The 16,758-nt window shown below is 68.6% G+C and carries 21 protein-coding genes; 18 read left to right on the plus strand and 3 right to left on the minus strand.

All coding sequences use genetic code 11. The annotated features are described in order from the left end of the window. On the plus strand, positions 1-416 hold a 416-nt coding region (locus ACWDTI_RS10675), incomplete at its 5' end, for a hypothetical protein (RefSeq protein ID WP_449738053.1). After that, the gene (locus ACWDTI_RS10680) at positions 401-1,135 is read left to right on the plus strand and encodes a DUF4386 domain-containing protein (protein ID WP_449738054.1); all 735 of its coding nucleotides are present in this window, start codon (positions 401-403) and stop codon (positions 1,133-1,135) included. The genes ACWDTI_RS10675 and ACWDTI_RS10680, both read left to right, overlap by 16 nt. A 133-nt stretch (positions 1,136-1,268) precedes the next feature. Here ACWDTI_RS10680 and ACWDTI_RS10685 read toward each other — a convergent pair whose 3' ends face one another. From ACWDTI_RS10685 to ACWDTI_RS10695, 3 genes are read right to left on the minus strand one after another with little or no spacing between them, the layout of a single operon-like run. Beyond that, complete coding sequence (locus ACWDTI_RS10685) at positions 1,269-2,189, minus strand: hypothetical protein (protein WP_449738055.1); 921 nt, start codon at positions 2,187-2,189, stop codon at positions 1,269-1,271. Positions 2,190-2,199: 10 nt separating this feature from the next. Then, complete coding sequence (locus ACWDTI_RS10690; protein ID WP_449738056.1) at positions 2,200-3,048, minus strand: SDR family NAD(P)-dependent oxidoreductase; 849 nt, start codon at positions 3,046-3,048, stop codon at positions 2,200-2,202. Between the two features lie 43 nt (positions 3,049-3,091). Then, positions 3,092-3,481 (minus strand): zinc-binding dehydrogenase, encoded by a 390-nt coding sequence (locus ACWDTI_RS10695; protein ID WP_449738057.1) that lies wholly within the window; start codon positions 3,479-3,481, stop codon positions 3,092-3,094. On the opposite strand from ACWDTI_RS10695, the gene ACWDTI_RS10700 reads away from it, so the two are divergent. The 16 genes from ACWDTI_RS10700 (at position 3,480) to pdxT (ending at position 16,728) form a co-directional block, all read left to right on the plus strand. Then, positions 3,480-3,608, plus strand: a complete 129-nt coding sequence (locus ACWDTI_RS10700) for a hypothetical protein (protein ID WP_449738058.1) — start codon at positions 3,480-3,482, stop codon at positions 3,606-3,608. The genes ACWDTI_RS10695 and ACWDTI_RS10700 overlap by 2 nt on opposite strands. 81 nt (positions 3,609-3,689) lie before the next feature. Then, positions 3,690-4,181: a hypothetical protein gene (locus ACWDTI_RS10705; protein ID WP_449738059.1), complete on the plus strand. Its 492-nt coding sequence runs from the start codon at positions 3,690-3,692 to the stop codon at positions 4,179-4,181. Positions 4,182-4,346: 165 nt separating this feature from the next. Beyond that, entirely contained in the window at positions 4,347-5,681 is a 1,335-nt protein-coding gene (locus ACWDTI_RS10710; RefSeq protein ID WP_449738060.1) for a glycosyltransferase 87 family protein, read from the plus strand. Positions 5,682-5,691: 10 nt separating this feature from the next. Beyond that, a complete protein-coding gene (locus ACWDTI_RS10715) occupies positions 5,692-6,114 on the plus strand; it encodes a TIGR02611 family protein (protein WP_449738061.1) in 423 nt (140 codons plus the stop codon). Between the two features lie 59 nt (positions 6,115-6,173). Then, positions 6,174-8,234, plus strand: coding sequence for a threonine--tRNA ligase (thrS, locus tag ACWDTI_RS10720; protein WP_449738062.1), 2,061 nt, complete (start codon positions 6,174-6,176; stop codon positions 8,232-8,234). Further along, positions 8,227-8,793 carry an HIT family protein gene (locus tag ACWDTI_RS10725; RefSeq protein ID WP_449738063.1) on the plus strand — a complete coding sequence of 189 codons (567 nt, stop codon included), beginning with the start codon at positions 8,227-8,229 and terminating at the stop codon, positions 8,791-8,793. Before thrS ends, ACWDTI_RS10725 begins: the two co-directional genes overlap by 8 nt. A 1-nt stretch (position 8,794) precedes the next feature. Then, a complete protein-coding gene (pgsA, locus tag ACWDTI_RS10730) occupies positions 8,795-9,475 on the plus strand; it encodes a phosphatidylinositol phosphate synthase (protein WP_449738064.1) in 681 nt (226 codons plus the stop codon). Next, positions 9,468-10,397: a phosphatidylinositol mannoside acyltransferase gene (locus tag ACWDTI_RS10735; protein WP_449738065.1), complete on the plus strand. Its 930-nt coding sequence runs from the start codon at positions 9,468-9,470 to the stop codon at positions 10,395-10,397. The genes pgsA and ACWDTI_RS10735 overlap by 8 nt, the downstream gene beginning before the upstream one ends. Continuing rightward, entirely contained in the window at positions 10,394-11,518 is a 1,125-nt protein-coding gene (locus tag ACWDTI_RS10740; protein ID WP_449738066.1) for a glycosyltransferase family 4 protein, read from the plus strand. The genes ACWDTI_RS10735 and ACWDTI_RS10740 overlap by 4 nt, the downstream gene beginning before the upstream one ends. 37 nt (positions 11,519-11,555) lie before the next feature. Beyond that, the gene (locus ACWDTI_RS10745) at positions 11,556-12,092 is read left to right on the plus strand and encodes an NUDIX hydrolase (RefSeq protein WP_449738067.1); all 537 of its coding nucleotides are present in this window, start codon (positions 11,556-11,558) and stop codon (positions 12,090-12,092) included. A gap of 78 nt (positions 12,093-12,170) precedes the next feature. Further along, on the plus strand, positions 12,171-13,076 hold the full coding sequence (pdxS, locus tag ACWDTI_RS10750; protein WP_449738068.1) for a pyridoxal 5'-phosphate synthase lyase subunit PdxS: 906 nt from the start codon (positions 12,171-12,173) through the stop codon (positions 13,074-13,076). Positions 13,077-13,102: 26 nt separating this feature from the next. Further along, positions 13,103-13,882: a PP2C family protein-serine/threonine phosphatase gene (locus tag ACWDTI_RS10755; RefSeq protein ID WP_449738069.1), complete on the plus strand. Its 780-nt coding sequence runs from the start codon at positions 13,103-13,105 to the stop codon at positions 13,880-13,882. Between the two features lie 26 nt (positions 13,883-13,908). Next, the gene (locus ACWDTI_RS10760; RefSeq protein ID WP_449738070.1) at positions 13,909-14,607 is read left to right on the plus strand and encodes a hypothetical protein; all 699 of its coding nucleotides are present in this window, start codon (positions 13,909-13,911) and stop codon (positions 14,605-14,607) included. Between the two features lie 138 nt (positions 14,608-14,745). After that, positions 14,746-15,252 (plus strand): response regulator transcription factor, encoded by a 507-nt coding sequence (locus tag ACWDTI_RS10765; RefSeq protein ID WP_449738071.1) that lies wholly within the window; start codon positions 14,746-14,748, stop codon positions 15,250-15,252. 37 nt (positions 15,253-15,289) lie between these two features. Then, a complete protein-coding gene (locus ACWDTI_RS10770) occupies positions 15,290-16,117 on the plus strand; it encodes an acyl-CoA thioesterase (protein WP_449738072.1) in 828 nt (275 codons plus the stop codon). Further along, entirely contained in the window at positions 16,114-16,728 is a 615-nt protein-coding gene (gene pdxT / locus ACWDTI_RS10775) for a pyridoxal 5'-phosphate synthase glutaminase subunit PdxT (RefSeq protein WP_449738073.1), read from the plus strand. Before ACWDTI_RS10770 ends, pdxT begins: the two co-directional genes overlap by 4 nt. Positions 16,729-16,758 lie beyond the last annotated feature (30 nt).

The raw sequence follows: 16,758 nt of genomic DNA on the forward strand, positions 1-16,758 counted from the left end.
CGGTCATCACTACGCACCCAAACACCGAAAACTACAGACCACAACACAATTCAGGCCCCAACACAATCAGCCCGAATCAGCGCGAAAAATCTAGGCTAGGGCGTCCGGATCCAGGAAATCACCACCCGAAATCACCACATCTGGTGACGACAGCTCACCACGTCTGTTCCTACCGTCTAGGTGTGCAGTACGAGATCAGAGTCGCAGGACGCCTCGAAAACCGCTGGGAGGCATGGTTCGACGGGCTGAGCATCACCAGCGCAGCCGATGGCACCACCTATCTACGGGGCGCCGTCGCCGACCAGGCCGCCCTGCACGGCCTGTTGCAGGCGCTGCGCGACCTCGGCATCCCGCTGATCTCGCTCATGCCGACCGACACCGCATGCGAAAGGAACCGATCATGTCCACATCAATGACCTCGACGACGGTGGTGCCCAACGACCCGGCTCGACGGGCGACGCTCGCCGCCGGCCTGTTCTACATCGGCACATTCGTCTTCTCCATCCCCGCACTCGCCCTGTACGACGGCGTCGTCAACGACCCGGACTTCGTGCTCGGCGCCGGCAGCGACCGCGGCGTGCTGTGGGGCGGGCTGATCGAAATCCTCACCGCCCTCACCTGTATCGGCACCGCGGTGGCCCTCTACCCGGTCATCAAAGGCTTCGGTCCCGGCCGGGCGATCGGCTTCGTCGCCAGCCGCACCCTCGAGGCGGCGGTGATCGTCACCGGCGTCGTCGCGGTGCTCTCCGTCTACACGTTGCGCCAGGAGTTCGCGGGCACCGACCCCACTGCGTTCACCACCACCGCCGGCGCCCTTGTCGCCGTGAAGAATTGGACGTTCCTGCTCGGCCCCGGGATCATGCCCGCCGTCAACGCGCTGTGCTTGGCCACCATCGTCTACCAGTTCCGCCTCGTGCCGCGCTGGATTCCGACCATCGGCCTCGTCGGCGCCCCGCTTCTGCTCATGTTCTCGACGGGTTGCCTCTTCGGCGTCTGGGATCAGGTGTCGGGGATCGGCACGCTCGCCGCGCTGCCCATCGCGACCTGGGAGCTCTCCGTCGGCGTCTACATGACCGTCCGGGGGTTCCGCGACAGCTCCGAGAGCCGCCCGGCGCACACCGAGGGACACATGTGATGGCAAAGGGGCGCACACCGACCGGCGACCACCGCCATCGCGTACCGTCGGTCGCTATGCCTCGTGCCGACGTGACAGCCCCCCGCCGTCGTCGGGCCGCGGCGAAACCCAGCCCCCGCACGATTCCCGCCCGTCACCCGTAGGCCCGCAGAGCGCGCAGCGCGATCAGCGTGACCCACGGATTGGGCTCACCCGGGGGCGGATACGTCAGGTGGGTCTTCCCGGGGTGGCCGCGATGCGCGGCCCACCGTCCGTCGGACCGCCGGCGGGACTCGAGCACCGAGCACGCATCCTGCATCCGCTCGTCGCGACCGACGCCGGCGGCCCGCAGCGCGTCCAGTCCGCGGAGCACGTCGAAGTACCAGCGTGCCGGGTAGTGCAGGCGGGTGAAGTCGGGGCGCATCGGCTTGCCGGTGTGCTCGCTGCGAAACAACCTGTGCCGCAGCAGGAACTCCGCCGAAGCGGCGCGTGCATCGCAAAGCTCGGCCCGGCGGTGGGTGTAGCCGGCCTGTTCGTAGGCGGTGATGCCCTCGATCACCGAGGTGCTGGTGTGCACCGAGGAGTGCGTCGCGCCGGTCCGTCGCGCGCGGCAGTTGAACCCACCGTCGGGCATCTGCTCGGCGAGGATGACATCGACGATGCTCGCCAGTGGTTCGGCGTCGCTGCCGAACCAGGACAGGTAGTTCAGTCCCATGCCGTTGACGCAGACGTCGCTGTGTCGGGTCGTCGGGCGCGGGTCGATCCCGCCGTCGCGGACTTGGTGATCGCGAAGCACGAGCGCGCAGGCGTCGCGCGCGATCGGGTTGGTCGGTGGCAGGCACAGCCCGCGCAGCTCGAGCAGCGTGTAGTGCGTCGACGTCCACTTCGGGTTGTAGAAGCCACCACCCCAGTGCCCGTCCGGCCCGCGCGCGGCAAGAAGTGTGGCGCCGACACCGTCGTCGGCGATGCGGCTCTGCAGGCGGGGGTCGTCGTCGCCGAGCAGATCACGCGTCGCCTGGTAGGCGACGGCCGGGTCGCTGCGCAGCAACCATTCCAGGACCGGAACCTCGTCCACCGAACCCCGCTCAGGAACCCGGGACGGGGAACTGGGTGCGCATGGCGAGGTCCCAGACCCGATCCGGGGTGATCTTCCGCTGCATGAGCGCGAGCTTGGCCGACGGCGTGACCGTGTAGCGCGGTCGCGGCCTGCTCGCGGTGAGCGCCTTGCGAATCGTGGTGGCCACATCCTCCGGTCCGCCGCCGAGGTACTTCGCCACCGGGCCTCGGTAGATGTCCTCCGTCGTCTGGGCCACGGTGTCATTGAACCGGCCGTAGGGGCTGTCGGTGTCCAGCGCCGACATGGAAGACGTTGCGGCCGCGGCGAACTCGGTGGTGATCAACCCGGGCTCGACGAGGACCACCTGCACGCCGAATCCCTGCACCTCGAACCGCATGGCGTCCGAGATCGCCTCCACCGCATACTTCGTGGCGTGATAGGCCCCACCCCCGGGGAAGGTGAGCCTGCCGCCCATCGAGCCGATGTTGACGATCCGGCCGTGGCCGGCGCGGCGCATCCCGGGCAGCACCAGCTGGCACATCCGGACCAGCCCGAAGACGTTCGTCTCGAACTGCCTGCGGAGGTCGTCGAGCGGGATCGACTCCATCGCCCCCGACTGCGAATACCCCGCATTGTTGATCAACGCTCCGACCGCACCGTGCGCGGCCTCCACCACGGCCACCGCCGCGCTCATCGATTCCTCGTCGGTGACGTCGAGTGCCAGTGTCGTGCAACCCATCTCGCCCAGTTCGGTCAAGGTCTCGGGCCTGCGGGCGGTGGCGTAGACGGTGTGCCCGCGTCGCACCAGATCGGCGGCTGTCGCCGCGCCGATGCCGCTCGAACAGCCCGTGATCAGTATCGCGTCGGATTGGTCCATCGGAACTCCCTTCGGGGATCGTTGTGGTCGTGCTCCGGGTCGGTCAGGGTGTGACGACGACCTTGCCCAGGGCCTGCCCGGCACCGACGTAGGCCAGGGCGGCGGCGGTCTCATCGAGCGGATAGGTGCGATCGATGTGGGTGGTGATCTCGCCGGCGAGGCACAGGTCGGCGATCGGCGTGAAGTGAGCCGGCCCCTCCTTGACCGCGAGCACACCCAGTCGTGACGGTGCGCCGGTCGGCTCCGCGGAGGACCATCGCTCCGCGAGCGCGGTCAGGGTGCGGGCGATACGTTGCAGCGCGAGCGCATCCGTCAGTGGGGCCTCGGAGTAGTACTTCTCGTGTTCGCGGTGGAAGTGGGACAGATTCGCGGCGATGGCCAGCAGTTCGTCGCCGGGAGGTGGGGGAGCATCGGGCTCATCGTCGGCGCTCATGGTGGCTCTCGCGATCGTCGGTCGGACCGTCTCCGAATATTCGGGATGCTACTCGGCGTCGTCGTTGCCGCGGCGTAAGTGGACCGGCGAGATCATCACCGGTGGGGCGACTCTGGGCTATTCGTAGCCCTTGTCGACGCGACGATGCCGGCTCGCTGCCGAGGGAATCGTGCTTGACGCCAATCGAATTCCGCTGCGACAATCGGCCATGGCGATGTACAGCGCGGAGTACGATCCCGCGGCCGCGCGCACCGAGTATCAGTCGATCACCGATGGTGCCGCCGAGACCTATCTGGCGGAGCAGACCGTCGTGTTCTTGTCCACGGGCTTCGATCGGCTGGCCGACCGGGAGTTCTGTGTGGCGTGCCCGGCCGAGCTGTTGTGCGCTGCGGCCGAGGGAGAGTTGAACAGGTTGGCGCCGAACACCGGCCGCGACGTCGCGCCGAAGCGGCGACGGCTCACGACGCAAACGCTGAATGGTCTGAGCATCACGACCGTCGACCGCCCCGACGCCGAGGACATCTGCTTCGGCAAGGTGGTCCACGCCATCGAACGTGGGTACCTCCTCGAACCTGCGAGTGCGTCGGGTGTCACCGACCCACTCGACCCGGCGACCCGCCGGCTGTTCTGGCTGGCCGACCGGGTTCGTGCTTTCACCCGCGACGTCGCCAACCGGCTGGCGAGCGGACAGCACATCTGACGGTTGTTCTCGGCCCGGCTCCGGACCGGGCGTTGCGCGGAATGTTCACATCGAGCCGGCACGAAATGCCTGGTGATCGGCGCAGATCGGGCAATTGGAACCCATTCGGCCCGCTCGGCGATTCATACCCGGGGTCACACGTGTCCGGCGGGTAGCGTCCACACCGTGCCGACGCATCCCGCACCCACGATCAGGTGGTGGGTCGTCGGGATTGCCGCGATTGCGGCAATCGGCGTGATCGCCTGGCACATAACCGCTTTCCCGATCACCAATCCGTTCTACGGCCTGTTCGAGAACTACACCGATCTGCGGGTGTACCGGGCCGGTGCCCACACGGTCCTCGACAGTCGGCCGCTCTACCACCAACCTGTGCTGTGGGATCTGGACTGGACGTATCCGCCGTTCGCCGCGATCGTGCTCGTGCCGTTCGCCCTCGTCACCCAGTCGGTGGCCAACCTCATCTGGTGGGCAGCCATCTTTCTCGCGCTCGTCGCCACGATCCTGCTCGGATTTCGCAGCCTCGGCTACCGGCTCGATGCGCGGCTCGCGGTGTTCGCGGTTCTTCTCGCGATCTGCTCGACGGCGCTCGAGCCGGTGCGCACCACGATCTGGCTCGGTCAGATCAACGTCTTCCTGATGGCGCTGATCCTCGCGGACCTGGTGCTGCTGGACATGATCCGCCCGGACTCCCGGCTCAGAGGCATCGGTGTGGGAGTGGCGGCCGGTATCAAGCTCACCCCCGCGTTCTTCGTCGTCTACCTGCTCGCCATTCGACGATGGCGGGCCGCGGCGACCGCCGTGGCCACCTTCGCCGTCACCGTCGCCATCGGCATCCTGGTCATCCCACGTGACTCCTGGCGCTACTGGACCCACGACATCATCACCTCGGCCCGCATCGGCCGGGTCGACTCGCCGGCCAATCAATCGATCAACGGGTTCATCTCACAGATGCTGGCCTACTTCGACGTGCGGCGATTCGCGCACCCGGGCCCGGGCGGCCCGGTGTTCGAGGCGCCGCTGTGGCTCTGGGGACCGATCGCGCTACTGGCCGCCGGGCTCGGTGTCTGGGCGGCGGTGGTAGCGCATCGTCGGGGCTCCGAACTGCTGGCGGTGTCCATCGTCGGCATGACCGCCTCCACCGTGTCGCCCTTCTCCTGGGGCCATCACTGGGTGTGGTTGGTGCCGCTGTTCGTGGTCGCGTTCGACTTCGCCTATCGCGGCCTGGCGCACGGGCCCCGGTCGTGGTGGCGGTGGCTGGCACCGTCGACCATCGTCGCGCTCTCGTTCACGTGGTGGCACCACTGGTACGACAGCGGACCGCACCTGACCGCCGACCACGCCATCGCGCTCGGCCTGTTCATGCTGCCGCGATGGCCGGATCCCGGGTGGTACGACCGCGTCATCGTGGTCGTCGAGGCCGGGTGTTACCCGCTGATCCTCCTGCTGACGATCGTCGTGACGCTGATCGCCGCGCGCTGTGAGGATGTCCGGTCTGGGTAATCTCGGAGCCATGTCCTCCGTGTGGCAGAGGCTGCGACTGTGGGCCCGTCAGCGGCGCTACCTGATCCGCCGCGACCCGAAACTCCACCTCATCTATCGCCTCGCCGTCGGCGTGGTGGGGACCATCGTGCTCGCCGCCGGCATCGTCGCGATCCCGTATCCGGGCCCGGGCTGGCTCATCGTGTTCCTCGGCCTGGGCATTCTCGCCTCGGAGTTCGCGTGGGCGCACCGTCTGCTGACGTTCGCCCGCCGCAAGTACGACGCCTGGATGGAGTGGATCAAACGCCAGCCGGTGGCCGTGCAGGCCACCGTGTGGATGGGGACCGCGGCCATCGTTCTCGTCACGCTGTGGCTGATCGGTGCCCTCCACATGGTCGCCGGATGGCTGAACATCGACGCGCAATGGCTGGCCAGCCCCATCCTCGGCGGATGACCCGCGCGCGGATACCATCTAGATCGCAACCGTGTCCCTTCATCCTTGAGGAGCAACCCGTGCCCGACGACGTCTCGGTGACCAGACCCGCCACGATCCGTGTGCCGGCCGGGACCACCGCGGGCACTGCGCTGCGTGAGCACGATCTGCCGAACAAGGGATCCGAGGCCATCGTCGTCGTCCGTGACGCGGCGGGGCAGTTGCGCGACCTCTCGTGGGCACCCGAACTCGAGACCGTGGTGGAGGCGGTCGCCGCCAACACCGAGGCCGGCCGCAGCGTCATCCGGCACTCGTGCGCCCACGTGCTGGCGCAGGCCGTGCAGGAGCTCTTTCCCGAGGCCAAGCTCGGTATCGGACCGCCCATCAAGGACGGCTTCTACTACGACTTCGACGTCGCCGAACCCTTCACGCCCGAGGATCTGAAGAACCTCGAGAAGAAGATGAAGCAGATCATCAAGTCCGGGCAGCGGTTCTCCCGGCGCGTCTACTCGTCGAAGGACCAGGCGCGGATGGAGTTGGCCAAGGAGCCCTACAAGCTCGAACTGATCGACGACAAGGGCGCGGCAGCGGACGCGGAGATCATGGAGGTCGGGGGAGCCGAGCTCACCGCCTACGACAACCTCAACCCGCGCACCGGCGACCTGATCTGGTGCGACCTGTGCCGCGGACCGCATGTCCCGACCACCAAGTACATCAGTGCGTTCACCCTGACGCGCAGCTCGGCGGCCTACTGGCGGGGTGACCAGAACAACGCCGACCTGCAGCGCATCTACGGCACCGCGTGGGAATCGGCCGAGGCGCTCGACGAGTACCTGGAGTTGCTGGCCGAGGCCGAACGCCGTGACCACCGCAAGCTCGGTGCCGAGCTCGACCTGTTCAGCTTCCCCGACGAACTCGGCTCGGGTCTGCCGGTGTTCCATCCCAAGGGCGGCATCATCCGCACCGAGATGGAGGACTATTCTCGGCGCCGGCACATCGCCGCCGGTTACGAGTTCGTCAACACCCCGCACATCACCAAGAGTCACCTGTACGAGGTGTCCGGGCACCTCGACTGGTACGCCGACGGCATGTTCCCACCGATGCAGCTCGACGCCGAGTACAACGACGACGGCAGTGTCCGCAAGCCGGCGCAGGACTACTACCTCAAGCCGATGAACTGCCCGATGCACAACCTGATCTTCCGGGCGCGCGGCCGGTCGTATCGCGAACTGCCGTTGCGGCTCTTCGAGTTCGGGTCGGTGTATCGCTACGAGAAATCCGGCGTCATCCACGGACTCACGCGCGTGCGCGGCATGACCCAGGACGACGCACACATCTACTGCACCCGCGAGCAGATGCGCGACGAACTGCGGTCGCTGCTCACCTTCGTGCTCGACGTGCTCTCCGACTACGGTCTCGACGACTACTACCTCGAGCTCTCCACCAAGGACCCGGAGAAGTTCGTCGGCGACGACGAGACCTGGGACGTGGCGACGGAAACCCTCGCCGAGGTCGCCCGCGAATCCGGCCTGGACCTCGTGCCCGACCCGGGCGGCGCCGCGTTCTACGGACCCAAGATCTCGGTGCAGGTCAAGGACGCCCTCGGCCGTACCTGGCAGATGTCGACCATCCAGCTCGACTTCAACCTGCCTGAACGCTTCGGGCTCGAGTACACCGGCGCCGACGGCGCCAAGCACCGCCCGGTGATGATCCACCGCGCGCTGTTCGGGTCGATCGAGCGTTTCTTCGGTGTGCTCACCGAGCACTACGCCGGTGCATTCCCGGCGTGGCTGTCGCCGGTGCAGGTCGTGGGCATCCCGGTCGCAGAGGCCTTCGGCGACCATCTGCAGGGTGTCGTCGACAAACTCCGGGCGCGCGGCATCCGCGCCGAGGTCGACCACTCCGACGACCGCATGCAGAAGAAGATCCGCACGCACACCACCGGCAAGGTGCCGTTCATGCTGTTGGCCGGCGAACGCGACGCCGAGGCGGGCGCGGTGAGCTTCCGGTTCCGTGACGGCAGCCAGGTCAACGGGGTTCGGGCCGACCGGGCGGTGGAACTCATCGGAGAGTGGATTGCCCAGCGCCGCAACGACTCTCCCAGTGCGGATGCGATCGGCGCGGATGTGACCAGTGGCTGACGACGATCGGGTGATCCGCGACTGCGGGACCGGCGACGCCGACCGGCTGCAGCGGCTGTGGACCCCGCACCGGATGACCTACATCACCGCCGATCCGCCGCCGTCGGAGAAGACGACCGGCCATCCGTTTCTCGACATCCCGGAGATGTCCGACGAGGACGGGCTGATCATCGCGCGCGGCGAGACGGTCTACGCGGTGCTCAACCTGTACCCGTACAACCCGGGCCACACGATGATCGTGCCGTACCGGCAGGTCGCCGACCTCGAGGCGCTGACATCGGCGGAGTCCGCCGAACTGATGTCGTTCACGCAGAACATGATCCGCACCATCAAGTCCGTGTCGAACCCGAACGCGTTCAACGTCGGGCTGAACCTCGGCTATGCGGCGGGCGGATCGCTGGCCGAACACCTGCACCAGCACATCGTGCCGCGGTGGATCGGTGACGCGAACTTCATCACCGTCGTCGGCGAGACCAAGGTGATGCCGCAGTTGCTGCGGGACACGCGGGCGCTGCTGTCGAAGGCCTGGAACGAACAGATCGAGCGAGAGCAGGCGTGACATGCTGAGCATCCGCGGCCGAGCCTCTGTCTCCAAGGTGACGCTGCCGCTCGGTCGGGCGTTGCTGAAGACCGGCCTCACCCCCGACATCATGACGCTGCTGGGCACCACGGTGACCATCGCCGCGGCGCTCACGCTGTTCCCGATGGGGCACTTGTTCATCGGCACACTCGTCATCTGGGCGTTCGTCATGTTCGACATGCTCGACGGCGCCATGGCGCGGGCCCGCGGCGGCGGCACCCGCTTCGGGGCGGTGCTCGACGCGACCTGCGACCGCATCGCCGACGGCGCGATCTTCGCCGGTCTGGCGTGGTGGTGCGCGGTCACCGAACCGCACGAGCTGCTGCTGGTGGCCACCCTGATCTGCCTGGTGACCTCGCAGGTCATCTCGTACGCCAAGGCGCGCGCCGAGGCCAGCGGCCTCAACGGCGACGGCGGCTGGATCGAGCGGCCGGACCGGCTGATCATCGTGCTCGTCGGCGCCGGGCTCACCGGTCTCGGCGTCTTCTGGGCCATCCACGTCGCGATGTGGCTGCTGGCGGTGCTCTCGATCATCACCGTCGGACAGCGGATGTGGTCGATCTACACCTCGCCCGGTGCGCGCGATCTGATCCCGCTGACACCCGCCGCCACCGCAGCGCCCGACGCCATTGCCACCGACGCCGACGCCGACGATGAGTGACCTCACCGGCAGACTCACCGAACTGGGCTACGCCGCCGGCTGGGCCGCCGTGCGGCACGCGCCGGAATCGGTGACGCGCAAGCTCTTCGACGAGGTCGGCGGATTCGCCGGGAAACGCAACGGCGGCCCGGCGCAGCTGCGCCGCAACCTCGCCCGGGTGATCGGTACCGCGCCTGCCGACGTTCCCGACGAGCTGGTCGCGGCAGCCGTGCAATCCTATGCCCGCTACTGGTTTGAGGCGTTCCGGCTGCCCGCGATGGATCCCGTCGAGGCGGCGGCCACCGTGCTCGTGCCCGAACCCGACCGGGCGCGCCTCGACGCGGCGATGAGCGCCGGCAAGGGCGTGATCCTGGCGCTGCCGCACAGCGGCAACTGGGACATGTGCGCGGTCTGGCTGGTGCAGAACCGTGCGTCGGCCACCGTGGTCGCCGAACGCCTCGAGCCCGAATCGCTCTTTCAGCGGTTCGTCGCGTATCGCGAGTCCCTCGGCATCGAGGTGCTGCCGCTGACCGGCGGGGAGCAACCCCCGTTCGAGATCCTCGAGGAGCGTCTGCGCGCCGGCAAGATCATCGGTCTGCTCGGCGAGCGTGACCTCGCACGTCATGGTGTCCCGGTGACCTTTTTCGGCGAACGGACGCGCATGCCGGCCGGTGCGGCGAAGCTGGCCATCGCGACGGGTGCGGCGCTCGTGCCGGTGCACCATTGGTTCGACGAGGCGCCGCGGTCGCAGATCTCCTGCGGCGAACCGATCGACCCCTCCGGTGGCGTGGAGGCGACCACGCAGGCGCTCGCCGACGCGTTCGCTGCGAACATCGCCGCGCACCCGCAGGATTGGCACATGCTGCAACCACTGTGGGAGGCCGACTGGTCGGCGGAGCGACGCGCGCGCATCGAGGGTGTGCCGGAGGAACCCCACCCGTGAAGATCGGCATGGTGTGCCCGTACTCGTTCGACGTGCCGGGCGGGGTGCAGGCGCATGTGGTGGAACTCGCACGCGTGTTCATCGACCGCGGCCACGAGGTCAGCGTGCTGGCCCCGGCCGCACCGGAGACCGACCTGCCCGACTACGTCGTCTCGGCCGGGCCGGCCCTGGCCATCCCGTACAACGGGTCGGTGTCACGGCTCAACTTCAGTCCGAAAGGCTATCTGCGCCTTCGTGATTGGATCGACACCGAGGAATTCGACGTGTTGCACGTGCACGAGCCGAACGCCCCGAGTATCTCCATGCTGTCGCTGATGGTGGCGTCCGGGCCGATCGTCACCACCTTCCACACGTCGACCACCCGCTCGTTGTGGCTCACCGTCTTCCAGGGCATCCTGCGTCCGTACCACGAGCGCATCTCGGGCAAGATCGCCGTGTCGGAACTGGCGCGCCGCTGGCAGATGGAGTCGCTGGGCTCGGACGCCGTGGAGATCCCCAACGGCATCGACGTGGCGTCGTTCGCCGGCGCCGAACCCCTGGACGGCTATCCGCGCCAAGGACATTCGATCCTGTTCCTGGGCCGCTACGACGAACCCCGCAAGGGCATCGACATCCTGATGCGGGCGCTGCCGGCGATCGTCGAACGGTTCGGCGACGTCCGGGTGCTGATCGTCGGCGGCGGGAACGAACGCGCCCTGCGCCGCCGGGCCGGGGACCTCGCCGATCACCTCGTGTTCCTCGGGCAGGTCGACGACGAGACCAAGGCCCGTGCACTGCGGTCGGCCGACGTCTACTGCGCACCGAACCTGGGCGGGGAGAGCTTCGGCATCGTGCTCGTGGAGGCCATGGCGGCCGGCGCCGCGGTGATCGCCAGTGACCTCAACGCGTTCCGCCGGGTGCTCGACGACGGTCGCGCTGGGCACCTCGTCGCGACCGGCTCGTCCGACGAGCTCGCCGAGGGCATCATCGACCTGCTGTCCGACGACGATGCGCGCGCCGAGCTGGTGGCGGCCGGCCGTCGGCGCGCCGACCGGTACGACTGGTCGCGGGTCGCCGAGGAGATCATGCGGGTCTACGAGACGGTGACCGTGGGCACCGGACCCGTCGTGGTCGCCGACTGATCCACCCGCCCACCCAACCTCGAAGGGGGAGTACCTCATGACGTTGTCGGACACCACGGTCGTGGTGCTCGCGCTGATCGTGCTGGTGGTGATCCTCGCCGGCGCGTGGGCGTATCAGACGGCGAACCGTCTCGACCGCCTCAACGTCCGCGTCGACCTGGCCCGCGGATCGCTCGACGCCGCGCTGGAACGTCGCGCGGTGGTCGCGCGGTCGATCGCGGCGGGGATGATCGCCGGCTACGACGAGGAGCTGCGCAAGGCCGGCCACGACCTCGCAGCGGCCGCCGACCAGGCCGAACACGCGGCACCCGCCGCGCGTGAGGACGCGGAGAACCGGGTGTCGGCGCTGCTGGCCCGGACCGACACCGGCTCGCGTTCGCAGGGTCTGGTGGTCGAGCTCGCCGACGCCGAGACACGGGTGATGATGGCCCGCCGGTTCTACAACGACGCCGTCCGCGACACCCGCAGCCTCGCCGAACGCCGGACGGTGCGCTGGCTGCGGCTCGGCGGCATGGCCGCGCTGCCGCAGTACTTCGAGATCACCGAGCGCGTCACCCCGGGCGGGGGTGGCTGAGCCCACCGCGCGGACGCGCCTAGAATTGGTGGGACCAACCGCCACGGCGCGGGAAAACGCAACATCAGGAGTACGTCAGTGAGTCAGATCCAGGATCCCACCGTCGGGCAGGGCACCGCCCGGGTGAAGCGCGGCATGGCCGAGATGCTCAAGGGTGGCGTGATCATGGACGTGGTCACCCCGGAGCAGGCGAAGATCGCCGAGGACGCCGGCGCGGTGGCGGTGATGGCCCTCGAGCGGGTGCCCGCCGACATCCGTGCGCAGGGTGGCGTGTCGCGGATGAGCGACCCGGACATGATCGACGGCATCATCTCGACGGTCTCCATCCCGGTGATGGCCAAGGCCCGCATCGGTCACTTCGTCGAGGCGCAGATCCTGCAGAGCCTCGGCGTCGACTACGTCGACGAGTCCGAGGTGCTGACCCCGGCCGACTACGCCAACCACATCGACAAGTGGGCGTTCACCGTGCCCTTCGTGTGCGGTGCCACCAATCTGGGTGAGGCGCTGCGGCGCATCACCGAGGGTGCGGCGATGATCCGGTCGAAGGGCGAGGCGGGCACCGGCGACGTCTCCAACGCCACCACCCACATGCGCCAGATCCGCGACCAGATCCGCCGCCTGACCTCGCTGCCCAAGGACGAGCTGTACGTCGCGGCGAAGGAACTGCAGGCCCCGTACGAGCTGGTCGCCGAGGTCGCCGAGGCCGGCAAGCTGCCGGTCACGCTGTTCACCGCGGGCGGGATCGCGACCCCGGCCGATGCGGCGATGATGATGCAGCTCGGCGCCGAGGGCGTCTTCGTCGGTTCGGGCATCTTCAAGTCGGGCAACCCGGCGCAGCGGGCGGCCGCGATCGTGCAGGCCACCACCTTCCACGACGACCCCGACGTGCTGGCCAAGGTGTCGCGCGGCCTGGGCGAGGCGATGGTCGGGATCAATGTCGACGACATCCCGCAGCCACACCGGCTCGCCGAACGGGGTTGGTAGAAGTACTGCCGTAGTATCTGCTGACCATGGACGCGGCGACCATAGTCCGAGACGATGCGGTGGCCGGCATCGACACCGTCGGAGGTCTCACCCTCGAGTGGGCCGCGATCTGCAATGTGGGACTCGTCCGCGAGACCAACGAGGACGCAGCCCTGGTGATGCCGGGCCGCTACCTCCTCGCCGACGGCATGGGCGGGCACGACAGCGGTGAGATCGCCAGCGAGACGGCGCTTCTCACCCTGGCGGCGGTCCCCACCGAGCACGACCGCACCGAGACCCAGATCGCGTTGATCGATCTGCTGATCGACGCCCAGGATGTCATCGGTTCCATCGCGACCGAGTCGGATCGTCGCGCCGGCACCACGGCGACCGGTGCGGTCCTCGTCGTCCACGACGGCGAACCGCACTGGCTCGTGGTCAACATCGGCGACTCCCGCACCTACCGACTCCAGGGCGGCGTCCTCGAACAGCTCACCGTGGACCACTCGCAGGTCCAGGAGTTCGTCGACGCCGGGTTCCTCACCCCCGAACAGGCACGGATCGACCCCCGGCGCAACGTGATCACCCGTGCGCTCGGCGCCGGCATGAGCGAACCGCAGGCCGACTTCTTCTCCATCCCCGCGCTGCACGGGGACGTGCTGCTGGTGTGCTCCGACGGCCTCACCGGTGAACTGCCCGACGACGAGATCGCCGACATCCTGTCCGGCGCCGAGAGCGCCGAGGCCGCGGCCACCGCGCTGGTCGAGGGCGCCCTCGCGCTCGGCGCGCACGACAACGTGACCGTCGTCGTCGTGCGTGTCGAGTGACCCTGCGCCCGGAGACCCTGCGTCCGGTGACCTACGTCGACTACTGCGGCGAACGCTTCGACCTCGATCCGGGCCGGCGCTTCTACATCGGTCGTGAGGCCGACCTCACGATCGACGACAATCCGTACCTGCACCGACGATTCCTGTTGCTGCACAACGAGAATGGGCTGTGGTGGCTGAGCAACCTCGGCACCCACCTGTCGGCGAGCGTGTCCGCCGGCGACGTCGGGTTCTCGGCCACCCTCGGGCCGGGCGCGCGGATGCCGCTGGTGTTCGGGCTGACCACCATCGTGTTCACCGCCGGCCCCACCACCTACGAGCTCGGTGTGCACGCGCAGGGACCGGAGATCCGGTCGGTCACCGCGCCGCAGGTGATCGGCGGCGACACCACCCGCGGGGTGCCGACCCTCACCGAGAGTCAGACGCTGCTGATCGTCGTGCTCGCCGAGGAGATCCTGCGACGCGACGGCACCGGCGCGAGCGCCATCCCGTCGTCGGCGCAGGCCGCCGCCCGGCTCGGGTGGTCGATCACCAAGTTCAACCGCAAGCTCGACAACGTCTGCGACAAACTCGGCCAGCTCGGCGTGACGGGCATGCGGGCCGGCGGCGGCAAGCTCGCCTCCAACCGTCGCACCAAACTGGTCGAATACGCGATCGCCTCGCGGATCGTGACCCGCGACGACCTACCCCTCATCGATGTCGAGGCCGCCCGCAACCGGTCCTGACCTGCGCGTCATGGGTAGTTCTCCCCATCGGCCGGGTAGTTCTCCCCATCGACGGAACCAGACGGCCGGTCATAGCGTCTAACTCAATGACAGGTGGGGTATCCGACACGGCCACCCCCGAGATGAGTGAGGACACAAATGACCGTCATCGAACATCATGTTCCGGCGCATCACTCTTCTGTCCGAGGCGGGGGAACACATCGCGGGGTCGTCGACGCCGCTCGCCGACAGGCAGAAGCCACCAGACGACGCCAGGACGCGCTGGCGCGACTGGCGCAGCGGCGGATGCCCCTACCCGGCCAGCCGGTGCACGGCCAGGCACCCGCGCCGGCGTCGCACGTCACGCTGGTCACCTCCGCCGGCCGGTCGGAGCCGTCGGGTCCGCGCTGCTCCTGCCACACCGGGCGGCCCGACCTGGTGCGGCCTGCCCTGACCGAGCGGGAGGTGCAGGTCCTGCGCGCGTGGCTCAAGCTCGACTCCAAGCCCGACGTGGCCGCCGAGCTCTTCATCTCGCTGGGCACGGTGAACACCCACCTCACGCGCATCCGGGCCAAGTACTCCGACGTCGGCCGTCCGGCCCCGACCAAGGCGGCGCTGGTCGCGCGTGCGGTGCAGGACGGCCTCATCGCGCTCGACGAACTCTGAGGACGGCTCGCGCCCCGGCGTGACATACAGTCTCCTGGTGGCAACCATCGAGGAGATCCTCCAAATCGAGGTGATCGAGAAGGACATCTATCGGGGTCACCCGGTCCCGACGCTGCTCCAGCGCACCTTCGGTGGACAGGTCGCGGCGCAGGCCCTGGTCTCGGCGACCCGCACCGTCGACGAGGAGTTCGGGGTGCACTCGCTGCATGGCTACTTCCTGCGGCCCGGCAACACCGAGAAGCCGGCGGTGTTCCTCGTCGACCGCATCCGTGACGGCCGGTCCTTCGTCACCCGGCGGGTGACCGGCATCCAGGACGGTGAGGCGATCTTCACCATGTCGGCGTCGTTCCACGTACGCACCGACGAGGGACTCGAGCACCAGGACACGATGCCGCCGGTGCCGAGCCCCGACGAGCTCGACCACGACCGGGAGATCCTGGAGCGCCGCAACCGGTTCCTCAAGGAATGGCCGAACTTCGACTTCCGGATCGTGCCGCTCGAACAGATGGTCACCTGGGACAGCCTCGCCGCGCAGCAACGGGTGTGGTTCCGCCACCGGGACCCGTTGCCCGACGACCAGGTCGTCCATGTGTGCACGCTCGCCTACATGAGCGACATGACCCTGCTCGGGTCGTCGCACGTGCCGCACCCCGACGTCGAGACCCAGGGGGCATCCCTCGACCACGCCATGTGGTTCCTGCGTGACTTCCGTGCCGACGAATGGCTGCTCTACGACCAGACCTCGCCGTCGGCGGGCGCGGGGCGGGCGCTCACGCAGGGCCGCATCTTCGACCAGCGGGGCCGCATGGTGGCCGCGGTGACGCAGGAGGGCCTCACCCGGATCCGTCGGACGACGACACCGTGACCGCTCGACCCCGCATCGGTGTCCTGGCCCTGCAGGGGGACGTCCGCGAACATCTCGCCGCGCTGGCCGCGGCGGGCGCCGACGCCACCGCGGTGCGGCGCCCGGCCGAACTCGACGGCATCGACGGCATCGTCCTGCCGGGCGGCGAATCGACGACGATGAGCAAGCTGCTCGGGACCTTCGAGCTGTTCGACCCGCTGCAGCGGCGGCTGGCCGACGGGTTGCCGGCGTACGGCTCCTGTGCCGGGATGATCCTGCTCGCGTCGACCATCCTCGACACACGGCCCGACGCCCGGCACCTCGATGCGCTCGACATCACGGTGCGCCGCAACGCTTTCGGCCGGCAGGTCGAGTCCTTCGAGACCGATCTCGACGTCGCGGGCATCACCGATGTCGCCGGAGCCGAGCGGATGCGCGCGGTGTTCATCCGGGCGCCGTGGGTCGAGTCGGTGTCCCCGGACGTGACGGTCCTCGCCCAGGTCCCCGACGGCCCCGCGCAGGGCCGGATCGTCGCCGTGCGGCAGGGCAAAGTGCTCGCCACGTCGTTCCACCCCGAGGTGACCGGCGACCGACGAGTGCACGAATACTTTGTCTCGATGGTGCGCGAGTAAGATCGACGGGGTTTCACGGCGCGGACGTCC

This window comes from Gordonia sp. NPDC003424, from assembly GCF_053588655.1.

What these genes read in the sequence shown, in the direction of transcription:
- ACWDTI_RS10680 (WP_449738054.1), top strand. Translation starts at nt 401, where the DNA reads ATGTCCACATCAATGACCTCGACGACGGTGGTGCCCAACGACCCGGCT.
- ACWDTI_RS10690 (WP_449738056.1), bottom strand. Translation starts at nt 3,048, where the DNA reads ATGGACCAATCCGACGCGATACTGATCACGGGCTGTTCGAGCGGCATC.
- ACWDTI_RS10700 (WP_449738058.1), top strand. Translation starts at nt 3,480, where the DNA reads ATGGTGGCTCTCGCGATCGTCGGTCGGACCGTCTCCGAATATTCGGGA.
- ACWDTI_RS10695 (WP_449738057.1), bottom strand. Translation starts at nt 3,481, where the DNA reads ATGAGCGCCGACGATGAGCCCGATGCTCCCCCACCTCCCGGCGACGAA.
- ACWDTI_RS10705 (WP_449738059.1), top strand. Translation starts at nt 3,690, where the DNA reads ATGGCGATGTACAGCGCGGAGTACGATCCCGCGGCCGCGCGCACCGAG.
- ACWDTI_RS10715 (WP_449738061.1), top strand. Translation starts at nt 5,692, where the DNA reads ATGTCCTCCGTGTGGCAGAGGCTGCGACTGTGGGCCCGTCAGCGGCGC.
- pgsA (WP_449738064.1), top strand. Translation starts at nt 8,795, where the DNA reads ATGCTGAGCATCCGCGGCCGAGCCTCTGTCTCCAAGGTGACGCTGCCG.
- ACWDTI_RS10735 (WP_449738065.1), top strand. Translation starts at nt 9,468, where the DNA reads ATGAGTGACCTCACCGGCAGACTCACCGAACTGGGCTACGCCGCCGGC.
- ACWDTI_RS10745 (WP_449738067.1), top strand. Translation starts at nt 11,556, where the DNA reads ATGACGTTGTCGGACACCACGGTCGTGGTGCTCGCGCTGATCGTGCTG.
- ACWDTI_RS10755 (WP_449738069.1), top strand. Translation starts at nt 13,103, where the DNA reads ATGGACGCGGCGACCATAGTCCGAGACGATGCGGTGGCCGGCATCGAC.
- ACWDTI_RS10765 (WP_449738071.1), top strand. Translation starts at nt 14,746, where the DNA reads ATGACCGTCATCGAACATCATGTTCCGGCGCATCACTCTTCTGTCCGA.